The sequence below is a fragment of the Vibrio alginolyticus NBRC 15630 = ATCC 17749 genome, assembly GCF_000354175.2.
In the GTDB taxonomy this organism is placed as follows: domain Bacteria; phylum Pseudomonadota; class Gammaproteobacteria; order Enterobacterales; family Vibrionaceae; genus Vibrio; species Vibrio alginolyticus.
In genome coordinates this window covers 2,910,043-2,925,017 of record NC_022349.1, presented here as the reverse complement: position 1 = coordinate 2,925,017, position 14,975 = coordinate 2,910,043, and the positions used below count along the sequence as shown (strand labels likewise).

Annotated in this window: 14 protein-coding genes; 7 read left to right on the top strand and 7 right to left on the bottom strand. The window is 45.0% G+C overall.

Translation table 11 applies throughout. From position 1 onward, the window contains the following. The first annotated feature begins 22 nt into the window (after positions 1-22). Entirely contained in the window at positions 23-556 is a 534-nt protein-coding gene (gene yjjX, locus N646_RS13440; protein ID WP_017821490.1) for an inosine/xanthosine triphosphatase, read from the top strand. A gap of 110 nt (positions 557-666) precedes the next feature. Here yjjX and trpR read toward each other — a convergent pair whose 3' ends face one another. Together trpR and sltY are read right to left on the bottom strand one after the other, a co-directional pair. Next, entirely contained in the window at positions 667-975 is a 309-nt protein-coding gene (gene trpR / locus N646_RS13435) for a trp operon repressor (RefSeq protein ID WP_005381892.1), read from the bottom strand. 13 nt (positions 976-988) lie between these two features. Then, a complete protein-coding gene (gene sltY / locus N646_RS13430; RefSeq protein WP_031777190.1) occupies positions 989-2,935 on the bottom strand; it encodes a murein transglycosylase in 1,947 nt (648 codons plus the stop codon). 364 nt (positions 2,936-3,299) lie between these two features. Here sltY and ettA point away from each other — a divergent pair, with 364 nt between their 5' ends. From ettA to N646_RS13415, 3 genes are all read left to right on the top strand, one after another. Next, positions 3,300-4,967 (top strand): energy-dependent translational throttle protein EttA, encoded by a 1,668-nt coding sequence (gene ettA / locus N646_RS13425; protein ID WP_005381894.1) that lies wholly within the window; start codon positions 3,300-3,302, stop codon positions 4,965-4,967. Positions 4,968-5,197: 230 nt separating this feature from the next. Further along, positions 5,198-5,557, top strand: coding sequence for a PilZ domain-containing protein (locus N646_RS13420; protein ID WP_017821492.1), 360 nt, complete (start codon positions 5,198-5,200; stop codon positions 5,555-5,557). Between the two features lie 39 nt (positions 5,558-5,596). Then, entirely contained in the window at positions 5,597-6,598 is a 1,002-nt protein-coding gene (locus N646_RS13415; protein WP_005381900.1) for a M23 family metallopeptidase, read from the top strand. 77 nt (positions 6,599-6,675) lie between these two features. On the opposite strand, the gene tyrA is transcribed toward N646_RS13415, so the two are convergent. The 3 genes from tyrA to nagZ form a co-directional block, all read right to left on the bottom strand. Further along, on the bottom strand, positions 6,676-7,803 hold the full coding sequence (gene tyrA / locus N646_RS13410) for a bifunctional chorismate mutase/prephenate dehydrogenase (protein ID WP_005381901.1): 1,128 nt from the start codon (positions 7,801-7,803) through the stop codon (positions 6,676-6,678). A 21-nt stretch (positions 7,804-7,824) separates the two neighbouring features. Then, entirely contained in the window at positions 7,825-8,901 is a 1,077-nt protein-coding gene (locus N646_RS13405; protein WP_017821493.1) for a 3-deoxy-7-phosphoheptulonate synthase, read from the bottom strand. Between the two features lie 207 nt (positions 8,902-9,108). Further along, the gene (nagZ, locus tag N646_RS13400; RefSeq protein WP_017821494.1) at positions 9,109-10,092 is read right to left on the bottom strand and encodes a beta-N-acetylhexosaminidase; all 984 of its coding nucleotides are present in this window, start codon (positions 10,090-10,092) and stop codon (positions 9,109-9,111) included. Positions 10,093-10,191: 99 nt separating this feature from the next. On the opposite strand from nagZ, the gene N646_RS13395 reads away from it, so the two are divergent. Together N646_RS13395 and murQ are read left to right on the top strand one after the other, a co-directional pair. After that, on the top strand, positions 10,192-11,304 hold the full coding sequence (locus N646_RS13395) for an anhydro-N-acetylmuramic acid kinase (protein ID WP_017821495.1): 1,113 nt from the start codon (positions 10,192-10,194) through the stop codon (positions 11,302-11,304). 36 nt (positions 11,305-11,340) lie between these two features. Then, the gene (murQ, locus tag N646_RS13390; RefSeq protein WP_005381910.1) at positions 11,341-12,270 is read left to right on the top strand and encodes an N-acetylmuramic acid 6-phosphate etherase; all 930 of its coding nucleotides are present in this window, start codon (positions 11,341-11,343) and stop codon (positions 12,268-12,270) included. A gap of 51 nt (positions 12,271-12,321) precedes the next feature. On the opposite strand, the gene N646_RS13385 is transcribed toward murQ, so the two are convergent. Further along, entirely contained in the window at positions 12,322-12,594 is a 273-nt protein-coding gene (locus N646_RS13385) for a hypothetical protein (RefSeq protein ID WP_005381911.1), read from the bottom strand. A 115-nt stretch (positions 12,595-12,709) separates the two neighbouring features. Further along, a complete protein-coding gene (locus tag N646_RS13380; protein ID WP_005381912.1) occupies positions 12,710-13,051 on the bottom strand; it encodes a DUF2799 domain-containing protein in 342 nt (113 codons plus the stop codon). A gap of 280 nt (positions 13,052-13,331) precedes the next feature. Here N646_RS13380 and N646_RS13375 point away from each other — a divergent pair, with 280 nt between their 5' ends. Further along, a complete protein-coding gene (locus N646_RS13375) occupies positions 13,332-14,816 on the top strand; it encodes a carbon starvation CstA family protein (RefSeq protein WP_005381914.1) in 1,485 nt (494 codons plus the stop codon). Positions 14,817-14,975 lie beyond the last annotated feature (159 nt).

Below are 14,975 nucleotides of genomic sequence, written 5' to 3'. Positions count from 1 at the left end.
GACACCAGTGAGAAAAAAGATCATGGCAACCCAAAAAGTTGTAATCGCATCGCTAAACCCAGCCAAAATTAATGCAGTTCAAAGTGCATTTCGTAATGCATTTTCGCATCAAGAATTCAACTTCGTTGGCATCAGTGTACCGAGTGAGGTTGCAGATCAGCCCATGACGAATGAAGAAACTCATCGTGGTGCGCTAAACCGCGTTAAAAACGCAAAAGTAGAGATGCCAAACGCGGATTACTATGTCGGTCTCGAAGCGGGAATTGAAGCAAACGTGACGTTTGCTTGGATGGTGGTTGAGTCAGAGACTCACCGCGGTGAATCTCGTTCTGCAAGCTTAATGTTGCCGCCAAAAGTCTTGGAAAAACTCAAGGATGCGAATGAATTGGGAGATGTAATGGACGAAGTGTTTGGTACTGATAATATCAAACAGAAAGGTGGCGCTATTAGCCTGCTAACCCAAAACCAGCTAACTCGAAGCTCGGTCTATCACCAAGCCTTGATTCTGGCTTTAATTCCATTCACAAACCCTGAGCACTTTCCTTCAAATTTATAACACTCAGCCTATTCTCTAGATACGCAAAAGGGCGGATATTTCCGCCCTTTGCAATACGTTATCTTAGTCAATTGTAACACCAAGGCCTAAAAGCAAATTGGATATACTGTCTACTTAGATACCGCAACTTGTTCTAACAAGACTTTCAACTTGTCTTTTTCTTCATCAGATTTCGACTTTAGTTCGTTAGAGCCTCGAGTAATGGTGGCAATGCCCACACCAAGCATCTGACTGATCTGACGTTGAGATAATTCTCCTTTAAGAAGTTCGTTAATTATATTAACGCGTGATATTAATGACTCTCTCTCATCACGTGACATCAGCATAGTTAACAGCATGTCATCTTGCTGGGTGCCCATACTTGTTCGAATTAGCTCAATAATCTGTTGCCAGTCTTTGTACTCGGGTTCGTGCGACATCAAGTTACCTCACTCAATACTTGGTATTGATCTCATGTTGATTCAAGAACGCGCCATCGATACCCAAAAGATCACGATAGTATGTTTCAAACATCAAGATGTTTTGCACATAACCGCGCGTCTCTTTAAATGGAATTGCCTCAATAAAGGCATAAGCATCCACTTTTCCTTGGGTACGCTCTCGCCACGTTTTTACTCTGTTAGGACCTGCATTATAAGCAGCAAGAGCAAAAATACGATTATTATCGTAATCCTCTAATAAACCTTGCAAATAATGGCTACCAATTTCGATATTTTTTCCTACATTGTAGAGATCCTGCGTACCTTGATAACTCAACTTATATTTACGTGCCGTGTACTTCGCCGTCGCAGGCATGATCTGCATAAGACCACGAGCGCCAACTGGAGAGCGGGCTTCAACATCTAACGCACTTTCCTGTCGAGCGAGAGACATCATCGTGACGGGATCAATGTTGTGCTTTTTCGCATAAAAGTTAAACCACCAGCGGTGTGCTATTGGGAACCTAAGTTCGATATTATCCCACATCTGCGCTTGAATACTCGCGGTCACCGTTAGGTTATGCCAACGTTTAAATGATGCATAAGCCGCCAACATCGCCTTTTCATCTTTCCCTACGCGGCGCAGTAAGTGTGCCCATTCACTCTTCGCTGCTGCGATTTTATCCGTCGCGATCAACTCTTCGATACGAGCTAACGAGTCTTGATAGGGTTGAACAACTTTCTTATCCAACTTAACCGTATGCGTTGGGTATTTGATTGATTGCCCGATTGCATTGGCGGCAGCCACACTGTAGAAGTTTCGTTGCCCAAGCAGAGTTGCTAAACGCTGTTTCCCCGCGATGTCATCACCTAACGCTATTTCACTTCTTCCAAGCCAATATTGCCAGCGTAGCGTGGCTTGTTCTTCTTTATTTAGAACAGCAATCCACTCTTGTACGCCTTTCCAATCTGCATTTTGAATCGCTAAGCGGATGCGCGTTTCAATCAACGGTAAGTACTGACTGGTTTTCGTTTTATCATCGCGCCATTTAGCTAATGACTCAGACTCCGTACGAGTCAATCGAAATGCAATATAGTCGGCAAGTTCTTGCGCTTTTTCTGGAGAAAACTTCTGTCCTTTAATGACAGCATCGTACGCACCTTGTGCTTGGCTAGTGTTCATGCGAGCCAACTTTTCTAACGCATATTCACTTTGCGCTCGATTAAAATCATTCGCAGGTTTTTTCTTCGCGAATTCCGCAACACTTGAAGGATTATCAAACAACGCTTTCATTTCTTTGGCTTGTTGCTTTGCCTGCGCTGATTTAGGCAGTTTGAGCAAGTAACTCATCAAACCGCCATTACGAGCATCAAACGCCAGTAACATACGCTGTAGAATCAGTTCATCGGTACGCTCACCCGCCTTGTCCCATGCTTCAAATAATGGGTCACACTCATCAGCAATGCTGATGCCACGTAACCACATATGTTCAGCCCCTTTAAACGCCGCGACTTTCTTGCCTTGCTTTAATTGAGCGACGTAGAAAATACATTGGTAACGCTCACCACTAGGAATGACTTTTTGAAACTCAGTAATGGTTTTCCAATCTTTTTGCTTATAAAGATGATTGAGGTATGGAGCGCGAACTCGACGAGAAAATGGAAAAGACTCGTGCTCAGAAATAAACTCGTTCACCTGTTGTGGTGACTTTTCCGGTAACTGTCTAATAAAAGTGCGGTAATCCACATAAGGCGTTAGTGGATAGTCAGAAATTTTAGGACGAATCGAAAGGTATCCGTCGATGTCATTTTTATCTAATAAATCTTGAGCTTGCTCATATACTTCGCGCTGCTTTTCCAAACTCAGCGCGGCATTAGCACTCAAACTCATAGCACACAACGCGGCGGCGCAGCATACGTTTTTAGCCAATTCAGATACGTTGAATCTCATTTGTGTCATTTTCCCCAGACATATACTGCCCTAAAGCCTAGTTTTGTTAGAGTTCATGTGATGTTAAGGCAATTTTCACACATGCATCTATTTACACAGAATGCAGATGTCCATGTAAAGCAACTTAGTGTATTAAAAATTGTACTCGTCAAACTTTTAAGACGATGGAGACAAAGCGTTTCTAACTCGCATAGAAAACACTTCGTCATTCTTAACGAATAACAAAAGTGTATACCCTAACCGTGTAAGTTTCCGGTCAGCTCAAAATAAGAAATCCATTCGTTAGGGAAATTCTTGCAATGCGGTAACAAAAACAAAGCACTTGGTATAAAATGATGGGTTTGAATGACAGTTAATTTAGGAACGATCGGCAATGGCTGAATACGTATATACCATGTCGCGGGTGAGCAAAATTGTGCCACCTAAGCGTCAAATTCTTAAAGACATCTCTCTGAGCTTCTTCCCTGGTGCGAAAATCGGTGTTTTAGGTCTGAACGGTGCAGGTAAATCCACACTGCTACGTATCATGGCAGGTATCGACACGGATATCGACGGTGAAGCGCGTCCACAACCTGGTCTAAACGTAGGTTACCTACCTCAGGAACCAGTATTAGACGAATCAAAAACCGTTCGTGAAGTTGTTGAAGAAGCGGTTGCTGACGTTGCTGACGCTCTGAAACGTTTGGACGCAGTCTACGCAGCATACGCTGAACCAGATGCAGACTTCGACGCACTTGCAAAAGAGCAAGGCGAGCTAGAAGCCCTTATCCAAGCGAAAGATGGTCACAACCTAGAAAATGCGCTTGAGCGTGCAGCAAACGCACTACGTTTACCTGAATGGGACCAAAAAATTGCGCACCTATCAGGTGGTGAACGCCGCCGTGTGGCTATTTGTCGCTTGCTACTTTCTAAGCCAGACATGCTATTGCTTGATGAACCTACCAACCACCTAGATGCAGAATCAGTGGCTTGGCTAGAGCGCTTCTTAGTGGATTACACAGGTACCGTAGTAGCCATCACCCACGACCGTTACTTCCTAGATAACGCTGCGGGCTGGATCTTAGAACTGGACCGTGGTGAAGGTATCCCATGGGAAGGCAACTACACCTCATGGCTGGAGCAAAAAGACGCTCGTCTACAACAAGAAGCCTCCCAAGAGAGTGCTCGCCAAAAGACTATCGAGAAAGAGCTTGAGTGGGTACGTAAAAACCCTAAAGGTCGTCAAGCGAAGTCAAAAGCACGTATGGCTCGCTTTGAAGAACTGCAAAGCTCTGATCACCAAAAACGTAATGAAACCAATGAACTGTTTATCCCACCAGGTGAGCGCCTAGGTGATAAGGTTATTGAAGTGAAGAACCTGACCAAGTCATTTGACGGTCGTGTTCTGATTGATGACCTGTCATTCAGCATCCCTAAAGGTGCGATTGTTGGTATCATCGGTGCTAACGGCGCAGGTAAATCGACGCTATTCAAGATGTTAAGTGGTACTGAACAACCAGACTCGGGCACAATTGAGATGGGCGATACAGTAAAACTGGCATCGGTCGATCAGTTCCGTGACAGCATGGACGATTCTAAAACCGTATTCCAAGAGATCTCTGAAGGTGCTGATATCATTAAGATCAACAACTTCGAAATCCCAGCTCGCGCATACTGTTCACGCTTTAACTTTAAAGGCAGTGACCAACAAAAGATTATTGGTGAACTATCGGGTGGTGAGCGTAACCGTGTCCACCTTGCGAAGCTGCTTAAAGCGGGTGGCAACGTGTTGCTACTCGACGAACCAACCAACGACCTTGACGTTGAAACACTGCGTGCTCTAGAAGAAGCATTACTAGAGTTCCCTGGTTGTGCAATGGTTATCTCGCACGACCGTTGGTTCCTTGACCGTATCGCGACCCACATCATTGACTACCGTGACGAAGGCCAAGTTAACTTCTACGAAGGTAACTACACAGAGTACATGGATTGGTTGAAGAAAACATTGGGTCCTGAAGCCGCAGAACCACACCGTATCAAATACAAGCGTATTGCGAAGTAATCGCAACCCACAAAGTTTGATTGTAATTTGTACAAAGGCCGCTATCATAGCGGCCTTTGTTTTCTTTGTTATAAAAAGAGCTCATTAGCCCGTCTCATTCGTTAAGAACATGACATTGCACTTACGTCACTCTGTAGCGACCTCGACACTTTTCAAACAACAATCGAACACTTTTTGTTCGTATTGATATACTATTCAATTCTGTTTGACGACCTGACGAGAATATTCATATGACAGAGAGACGACGCTTTTCACGTATTCTCCATCAAGCTCCAGCTAAGATAGAACAACGTGACTTGGCAATTGAAGCTAGGATTCAAGATCTTTCCTTGCATGGTTTACTCATGAAAGTGGAAGAGACTGAGGCTTTGGATCCAACCCTTCCGGTCCATGTGACTTTTTCATTTGATCAATCCGAACAATTGATTACGTTAAAAGCGCAAGTTGTGGATGTCTCTAAGTGTGAGGTGAGGTTGAAGATCGCTAAGATAGACATCGAAAGCATTAGCCAACTAAAACGATTTATAGAATTGAATGTAGGCAATAACGACCTTCTGAATAGAGAGTTAGAGCACCTCTCTGGTTTTTAGGAGAAAAATAAATGAACGCCTATTTAAGTAACAATAACTATGTCTAAAAAAATCATCATGCAGATCCCGACGAAAGACGGCGATCAGCAGTTCTATTTGGGCCGCAGTTCGGTCCTAGCAGTATTTGCTTCGGTATTGGCATTACCCGCCGTCGTTGGTGGTGCGTGGTACCTTAATCAGCAGCAGATGCACAATAAAGACGAACTAACACAAATCATCGCCAAACTGGAAAGTGAAAAGGCCGAAGTGACGGCTCTTTACGAAGAGCAGCTTGATACCAATCATTCACTTTCCCAGTCTTTGACGGACAAAAACAATCAAATTCAGCTATTGGGCAAACGGGTATTCGACGTTGAATCGGTTTTAGGTCTCGCAGACGAAGAGTTGATGATCGATGAGAACAGCATGGGGTTAGAGGAGCGAATTGACGCAGCCGCTATCGATTCTGCTGTTCGCGCGACGATGTTCCGTTTGATACCAAATGACAGTCCAGTCACATACCAACGTATTTCTTCTTCTTACGGCAGTCGTATTAATCCGATTTCAGGTAAGAGGCATGTTCATACTGGTATCGATCTGACTTGTAAAAGAGGAGAAGAGATCCTGGCACCGGCTGACGGTGTGGTGGAAACCGTTCGCCCGAGCAATCGTGGTTATGGTAACTATGTCACCATTCGTCACTCATTTGGCTTTATGAGCTCCTTTGCTCATCTACAACGCTTCAAAGTGAAAAGCGGTCAGTTTGTTAGTAAAGGCGACATCATTGCTCAATGCGGTAACTCTGGCAACTCCACAGGGCCACACTTGCACTATGAAGTACGCTTTCTCGGACGAGCACTCAACCCTCAATACTTAATGGAGTGGACGCCAGAAAACTTCAATGACGTCTTTGAAAAAGAGAAAAAAGTGAAATGGGGACCTTTGGTTCAATTGATTGATAACGTTGTACGTCTACAAGTCAATTTAACCAATTCACCCTATCGCGATACTAGTATCAACACAGTATCAAGTGAAGATACGAGTAATACTGCGACGAACTGATTTGTCCATCAACACGAAAAAGAGCAGCTTACGCTGCTCTTTTTGTTTCGGACTCTGCACGGCTAAATGACCCGTGATTAGCCGCGATGAATATTATCATTCGCCTGTTTGAGTAAGTTTTGGCTCTCATTCATAAATTGTTGAGAATAAGTACCAAACCAATCACTCACCTGCTTAAAGCTTTCGATGAATCGCGCTTTGTCTCTGCTATCCAGAATCGCTACCGCATCACCTAAACGCTGATGGAATCGCTTGATCATATCGATATTCTCTTGAGAAGAGAAAATGATATCACCGTACAAGTTCGGATCCTGACCAAACAGTCGTCCCACCATCGCCAATTCAAGGCGGTAGATTGGCGAGCTTAACTTCAACAACTGATCGATGTTCGGATTCTCTTTGCTAAGGTGCATACCGTAAGCAAACGACGTGAAGTGGCGCAGCGCCTGAATCAACGTCATGCCATGATCGTGCTCTTGTGCATCGATTTGGCACAAGCTTGCGCCCCAAATCCCAAACTGTTGCAATAGCCATTGGTAATGCTCGTGACCACGGCCATCACAGTACACAATAACCTGCTTGGCAAGGCTCGGAACATCTGGGCCAAACATTGGGTGCAAACCAACCACAGGACCTTGATGCACATTCAACATTGCTTGCAGAGGCTTCGATTTGATAGAAGTCAGGTCACACAGAATACAGTCTTGCGGCAAGTTCCCCAGTTTTTCGATCACCCCTTCCGTTAGATGAATCGGCACCGTGACCACGACTAAACCCGCGTTGTCTAGAATCTCATCCGCATGATCCCAGTCTTTACTGCCGAGAACTTTGACCTGGTAGCCCGACAATTTGAACATACGCCCAAACAGGCCACCCAATTGACCATTACCACCAATAATAACAACTGAGCGTAAATCAGGGTTCAAACACTTAAAACCGGAATCTTTCTCGCTGGCATAAGACTCACGCATTGTTCGACGCAGAATATCTTCAATAAGCTGCGGAGGAATTCCCATTTTTTCAGCTTCAGCGCGACGAGAAGCTAACATCGCCGCTTCGCGGTCTGGAGCATAAATTGGCAAACCATGTTCGCTTTTTACTTCCCCAACTTTCTCTACGAGCGCTAAACGCTGAGCCAATAGCTCCAACATTTGCTTGTCGACTGCATCAATCTGATCGCGTAATGCGTTAAGTTCAACTGCCATTGATGTTCCTTAAATCCTGTATTAATTAGCCTTTAGACGATTTTCTAAGAAAGGCACTAGCTCTTCATGTGCATGACGTAATAGTGCCTCAGTTAAATCCCAATTGATACATGCGTCAGTGATAGATACACCGTATTTCATCTCTTCAAGAGCTAAGTCAGAAGATTGATTTCCTTCATTGATATGGCTTTCAATCATAAGACCGATAATAGATTTATTACCTTCACGGATTTGATGAATCACATCCTCCGCGACTAGTGGCTGGCGACGGTAATCTTTACGTGAGTTGGCGTGACTGCAATCCACCATTAATGAAGCATCAAGACCAGATTTCGCCATCTCTTGCTCACACTCAGTGACTGATACCGAATCGTAGTTAGTTTGCTTGCCGCCACGTAAGATCACATGTCCATTAGCATTGCCCTGGGTGGTCAACAGTGCGACTTGTCCCTCACGGTTAATTCCCATAAAACGGTGGCTAGAGGACGCAGCTTGCATCGCGTTAATTGCGGTTGCCAAACTGCCATCGGTGCCATTCTTAAAACCGATTGGCATAGACAGGCCGCTTGCCATTTCACGGTGAGTTTGTGACTCCGTCGTACGAGCACCGATGGCTGCCCAGCTAAAAGTATCCGCCAAGTATTGTGGGCTAATTGGGTCTAGAGCCTCAGTCGCGAGCGGGATTTCCATCTCTGCCAACTCCACCAGAAGTTCGCGTCCAACATGCAGACCGTGTTCAATATCGAAACTGCCGTCTAGGTGTGGGTCATTGATCAGGCCTTTCCAGCCGACCGTGGTGCGCGGCTTCTCAAAGTAAACACGCATAACAATATACAGTTGGTCACTTAGTTGTTCAGAGAGTGCTTTAAGGCGCTTTGCGTAATCCTTCGCCGCTTCTACGTCGTGGATAGAACATGGACCGCATACAACAAGCAGGCGGTGATCCTTCTTGTGAATAATATTAGCGATAGTTTGACGAGACTCTTGAATAAAGCGACGTGCTTTTTCACTCAAAGGAAGCTTGGTTTTTAGTTCCTCCGGAGTAATAAGAACCTGTTCTTCGATAATATTAATATTGCTCAACTCACTTTTCTGCATAACTCTAACCTGTATATTTATTTTTACACCCAACCAAACCTTTGGTGAGACAACTAAGCTTTAACGACAAGATAACAGGCTAAAAAAGAAAAACAAGCGTACAGAATAAAAAACATTTAGTGTAAAATTAACTTTACAGTCAAATAAAAAGCCAAAGCATAATTAACTTTGGCTTCTAATCGCTGTTTTGAATCTTTTACAAGAGGTTTAGCTAGTCAAGCGTTTCATCGCTTCACTCGCCGCTTTCCACTCTTGAGATAGCTTAAGTTCGCTTGGAGAAAATGACTGTTTTTTCAGTAATCCATCCGCGAGTGGCACGGTTGAAACCGGTAAGTTGTCTAATACCTCAACGTGCGCTTCTCGTTTATTACACATTAACAACATATCGCAGCCAGCTCTCAATGCTTGAGCACCTCGCTCGGCAGGGCTGCCCATGATCGCAGCGCCTTCCATGGTCAAGTCATCCGAAAAAACCAAACCTTTAAAACCCAATTGCTGACGCAGGACCTGTTTTAACCAGTATTCAGAACCGCTGGCTGGTTGAGCATCATAGTGTGGGAAAATCACGTGAGCAGGCATCATGGCATCTAAAATACCGGCATCAATTTGCGCTTTGAAGATCGCCATATCTTGTTCAAAAATATCACTGCGCTCGTCGTATGGTGTTTCTAGATGTGAGTCTGCAATCACGCCACCATGTCCAGGGAAGTGCTTGCCTGTCGTTGCCATGCCAACACTCTTCATTCCCTGCATATATGCAGTGCTATAGCGAAGAATGGTATCGGCATCTTCACCGAATGCACGGTTACCGATCGCTTTACATTGATGGCCTTGGTCAAGTACCGGGGCAAAGCTTAAATCAATATCATGGGCAATCAGCTCTGCTGCCATTAACCAACCGCCCATACGAGCAAGCTCTTCACCATTTTGATGTTTAGCGTACTCATCAGCAGCAGGAATTAATGAGAAACCTTCGCGAAAGCGCTGCACTCGGCCGCCCTCTTGATCCACACCGATCAAAAACGGGCGCTTAGCCGCCTTTCGGATGGATTGAGTAAGTGCTTGAAGCTGTTTGCTATCATGATAGTTGCGAGCAAATAGAATTAAGCCACCAACCGTAGGATGCTCCAAGATTTCTTTGTCTTCAGCGGTCAGTTCATACCCCGCAACGTCAACCCATAACGGTCCCATGTTTTCTCCTCAAAATCGGCTGAATATCTCGTATTCGATGAGGTTATTCGCTTCAGATTTGCTTTACAATAAGTGAATGAAGAATTGACGAGATCGGCTATGAAATTTAACGAACTGTACATTGGTGTGATGTCTGGAACGAGTATGGATGGTGTTGATACCGCTCTAGTTGAAATAAGCGATGAGCACGTTCGCCTGATTGCGCATGACGACTACCCAATGCCCGCAGCACTAAAAGACATGCTGTTATCTGTTTGTACCGGTCAAGCAACAAATTTAAAAGCCATAGGTGAACTTGACCACCAGCTCGGCCACCTATTTGCAGATGCTGTGTTACAGCTGCTCAATAAGTCTGGTTACGTCGTAGAGCAAATTCGTGCGATTGGTAATCACGGTCAAACAGTATTCCATCAGCCTACCGGAAACTTGCCGTTTACCACTCAATTGGGCGATGCAAACATTATCGCGGTCAAAACAGGCATTGATACGGTAGCGGATTTTCGTCGTAAAGACATGGCGCTAGGTGGACAAGGTGCCCCACTCGTCCCTGCTTTCCATAAAAGCATTTTTGCGATGCAGGATTCCACAACTGTGGTACTTAACATTGGAGGCATTGCCAATATCTCGGTACTGCATCCAGAACAACCAGTCATTGGCTATGACACAGGCCCGGGCAATATGTTGATGGACGCATGGTGTGCGCTGCATACTGGGCAAAGCTTCGACGAAGATGCACAGTTTGCACTTAAAGGAACGGTAAACGCTACTTTGTTGACTCAATTACTCAAAGAAGCTTACCTCGCCATGCCAGCCCCTAAAAGTACCGGACGAGAACTGTTCAATATTGACTGGCTGCATCAACAACTGGCCCATCACAATTTACCAATCGAAGACGTACAACGTACACTTTGCGAGTATTCTGCAATTACCATTGCCAACGAAGTCGACAAGTTTTCTCATGGCATCACACCTCAACTATTGGTCTGTGGCGGTGGAGCAAGAAACCCACTTTTGATGCAGCGACTAGCTAAGTTATTGCCACAATGGAGCGTTGCGACAACGGCAGAAAAAGGCGTTGATGGCGACTACATGGAAGCAATGGCGTTTGCTTGGCTTGCGCAGCGCCATATTCACGGCCTCCCTAGCAACTTACCGGAAGTTACGGGGGCAAGTCGTCTCGCTTCACTGGGTGTACTCTATTCAAAAAATTAAGGGCAATAGATCCTAAACAAAAAGGCTTAATTCATTATGACGAACGATGCACTTATCGCAGCTTTATCCCATCTGGTATCTGAAGGGCGAAATCCAGACACCATGGACATCGACTTGCTGCCTTCTCTCGATATTGTTCAACGCATCAACCAACAGGACAAACTCGTTCCTCTTGCCGTTGAAAAAGTATTGCCTGAGATCGCTGAAGCCGTTGATAAGATCACGGAAGCATTTAAGGTCGGAGGTCGGTTGTTTTACATCGGTGCGGGTACCAGTGGTCGACTTGGCGTTTTGGACGCTTCAGAATGCCCACCAACTTTTGGCACAGATCCAGAGATGGTCGTTGGTATTATTGCCGGTGGAAAAGAGGCAATGTTCCGTGCAAAAGAAGGGGCGGAGGACGACCCTACATTAGGCGAGCAAGATCTTAAAGAGAATACGCTAACACAACGCGATGTCGTCGTTGGTATTGCGGCAAGTGGACGAACACCTTACGTGATTGGTGGCTTAGAGTATGCGAACGAGCTTGGTGCCACCACTGTAGCACTATCTTGTAACCCTGACTCTCCGATTGCAGATATTGCCGATATTGCGATTAGCCCCGTTGTTGGACCTGAAGCGTTAACGGGGTCCACTCGCTTAAAATCAGGGACGGCACAAAAACTCGTACTAAACATGCTCACTACCGCAAGCATGATTCGCCTGGGCAAAAGTTATCAGAACTTAATGGTAGATGTGAAAGCGACGAATGCAAAGCTAGTTGCAAGAGCGGCTCGTATTGTTATGCAAGCAACAGATTGTACTAACCAAGAGGCTAAAACGGCGCTCAAAGAAACGGACTACGACGCCAAGTTAGCGATTTTGATGATTTTAACCGGGCTGGATAGAGAAAGCGCGACTGAGCAACTGAACGCCAAGCAAGGATATTTAAGAAAAGTCGTGATCGCGCAAACTAATCAATCTTAATCAATAAAGCGCCTCACTTATTTAAAAGTCAGGCGCCTTTTATGGCTTAATTTAGTAGTTTAATCGTTCAATGTGAGTAATACCGACTTTACCTTCAAGGTCACTGAACATATGAACCATTGCTGGGTATGGTTGTGCTCCAGGGTAGACAACTTCTGCATTACAGAAAAACGCATAGTTTTGTCCGGCTACGACTTGAGTAGCCACAACCAAAGGGGAGTATTTGACACCGACAAACCCCTCGATACCTTTAGCAAATACTTCTTTATTCTCTGCTGTGAGTTCATGAAATGGACTCCAGCCACCAGCCATTTGCGTTGACATAATGTGATTCCTTTTTTTTCTGTGCTCACTATCAAGCAGTATGAACATAGTTTAATAAGGAAGATTTTGCCACATTTATGTGATGCAGACAGTGTAACAACGGCTTTATTGACTATTAATTTGAGTATTCATTCCAACCACGTTGCCATTCCATGCGGAATTTTTGCGCTTGCTCAGTACCTTCACAAACCCCTTCGTAATACTGACCAGATAACCCCATTTGATACGCAAAAGCAGGATTACAGTACTCACGTAAACCTTCTAAATAACCTTGGTCGTAGTCACTTTGCTTAACACTACCCAACTCACGAAGCTCGCTCATCGTGCGCGATGTGTGTCCGGTTATGCCATCTTGATATCCGATCTGATGCCAATCTCCCGACTTGGCAAGATCTGCTGTCGTTGCTGTGCATCCTGCAAGTAAAGCCAGTGCCAGACCTACCGTTACCTTTTTCATGGTTCTTCCTTAAGTAATTGTTTTCAAAAATAAGCTTACCACTAATTATTGGCGCTTGCCGCTGAGCTTGCAGATTTAACCACTGATGACTCAAATCAGCCGCTCAAGACTGTCATCAACCTTTCGCCATTTTTAAAAACCGCTCAAGCAGCATATCGACCACTCAGTGCTCTATTCGACCACTCATCTACTAACCGAATGCATTTAACACAAGTGACGCATAACATGCATCCTGAGATTAAAAAATTACCCTACCCAACTAAGACCAAGGACAATTGCTATGATGTGGTTTCTAACCTGTGTCGCAGCCCTAATCGGCGGATACTTCATCTACGGCGCTTTCGTCGAGAAGATTTTCGGCATCAATGAAAAACGCCAAACGCCAGCTCACACCAAATCGGACGGTGTTGACTTCGTTCCAATGTCAACAAAGAAAGTTTACCTAGTTCAACTACTTAACATCGCAGGTGTTGGTCCAATTTTTGGCCCGATCATGGGGGCACTATACGGTCCTGCGGCGATGCTTTGGATTGTAGTCGGTTGTATTTTTGCTGGTGCAGTACACGATTACTTCTCAGGCATGCTTTCAGTGCGTAACGGCGGTGCATCTGTACCTACCATTACAGGTCGCTACCTAGGTAATGGCGCAAAACACTTTATGAATATTTTTGCCATTGTCCTATTACTTCTAGTTGGCGTAGTGTTCGTTTCAGCCCCTGCTGGCATGATTACTAACCTCATCAATGATCAAACAAGCTTGAGCGTAAGCATGACTACAATGGTTATTGCTATATTTGCTTACTACATCATTGCGACGATTGTTCCCGTCGATAAAATCATTGGTCGTTTCTACCCACTGTTTGGCGCCCTACTTATCTTTATGTCTGTTGGCCTAATGACAGCCGTTGCTTTCTCTAGCGAACACACAGTAATGGGTGACTTCCAAGTTTCGGACATGTTCTCTAACCTCAACCCAAATGACATGCCGTTATGGCCTGCATTGTTCATCACTATCGCATGTGGCGCTATCTCTGGCTTCCACGCAACTCAGTCTCCACTGATGGCGCGTTGTATGGAAAATGAGAAAAACGGTCGCTTCGTATTCTACGGTGCAATGATTGGTGAAGGTGTTATCGCGCTAATTTGGTGTGCTATCGCTCTGTCTTTCTTCGGCTCTCTAGACGCTCTATCCGAAGCTGTGAAAAACGGTGGTCCTGGTAACGTGGTATACAGCGCATCATTTGGTCTGCTAGGTGTGTTCGGTGGTATCCTTGCGTTCCTGGGTGTGGTTATCCTACCAATTACGTCTGGCGATACAGCGTTCCGTTCAAGCCGCTTGATCCTTGCTGAATACTTCAACATGGAACAAAAAACGCTACGTAACCGTCTACTGATGGCACTTCCACTGTTCGTTATCGGCGGTATCTTAACTCAAGTAGACTTCGGCATTATCTGGCGCTACTTCGGTTTTGCAAACCAAACAACAGCGGTAATGATGCTTTGGACTGCGTCCGCTTACCTACTGCGTCACAACAAGCTGCACTGGATTACCACTATCCCAGCTATCTTCATGACCACGGTATGTGTCACGTTCATCTTAAACAACAGCTCGCTAGGTTTTGGTCTGCCAATGCAACTATCAACTATCGTAGGTATTGTGTTTGCCCTAGCTGTGACAGGTTACGTTATCAAAACCTCTAAGGGTAAAGGTGAAACTGAACTGGCTGACGAAGAGAAACCACAAGCCGTATCAGAAACAGCGTAATAAATACTCGTCACATCTGAGTGACTAAGATAGGAGCCTGCCAATTGCAGGCTCTTTTTGTTTTATACCCAAGTCACTTTAAGACTCAGAAAGCACAGCATCATTTACTTAGCTGTTCTTATCTATCTGAGCCAAGCATCTTGAGGTTACTTAGGTATA

What these genes read in the sequence shown, in the direction of transcription:
- yjjX (WP_017821490.1), top strand. Translation starts at nt 23, where the DNA reads ATGGCAACCCAAAAAGTTGTAATCGCATCGCTAAACCCAGCCAAAATT.
- trpR (WP_005381892.1), bottom strand. Translation starts at nt 975, where the DNA reads ATGTCGCACGAACCCGAGTACAAAGACTGGCAACAGATTATTGAGCTA.
- sltY (WP_031777190.1), bottom strand. Translation starts at nt 2,935, where the DNA reads ATGACACAAATGAGATTCAACGTATCTGAATTGGCTAAAAACGTATGC.
- ettA (WP_005381894.1), top strand. Translation starts at nt 3,300, where the DNA reads ATGGCTGAATACGTATATACCATGTCGCGGGTGAGCAAAATTGTGCCA.
- N646_RS13420 (WP_017821492.1), top strand. Translation starts at nt 5,198, where the DNA reads ATGACAGAGAGACGACGCTTTTCACGTATTCTCCATCAAGCTCCAGCT.
- N646_RS13415 (WP_005381900.1), top strand. Translation starts at nt 5,597, where the DNA reads ATGTCTAAAAAAATCATCATGCAGATCCCGACGAAAGACGGCGATCAG.
- tyrA (WP_005381901.1), bottom strand. Translation starts at nt 7,803, where the DNA reads ATGGCAGTTGAACTTAACGCATTACGCGATCAGATTGATGCAGTCGAC.
- N646_RS13405 (WP_017821493.1), bottom strand. Translation starts at nt 8,901, where the DNA reads ATGCAGAAAAGTGAGTTGAGCAATATTAATATTATCGAAGAACAGGTT.
- nagZ (WP_017821494.1), bottom strand. Translation starts at nt 10,092, where the DNA reads ATGGGACCGTTATGGGTTGACGTTGCGGGGTATGAACTGACCGCTGAA.
- N646_RS13395 (WP_017821495.1), top strand. Translation starts at nt 10,192, where the DNA reads ATGAAATTTAACGAACTGTACATTGGTGTGATGTCTGGAACGAGTATG.
- murQ (WP_005381910.1), top strand. Translation starts at nt 11,341, where the DNA reads ATGACGAACGATGCACTTATCGCAGCTTTATCCCATCTGGTATCTGAA.
- N646_RS13385 (WP_005381911.1), bottom strand. Translation starts at nt 12,594, where the DNA reads ATGTCAACGCAAATGGCTGGTGGCTGGAGTCCATTTCATGAACTCACA.
- N646_RS13380 (WP_005381912.1), bottom strand. Translation starts at nt 13,051, where the DNA reads ATGAAAAAGGTAACGGTAGGTCTGGCACTGGCTTTACTTGCAGGATGC.
- N646_RS13375 (WP_005381914.1), top strand. Translation starts at nt 13,332, where the DNA reads ATGATGTGGTTTCTAACCTGTGTCGCAGCCCTAATCGGCGGATACTTC.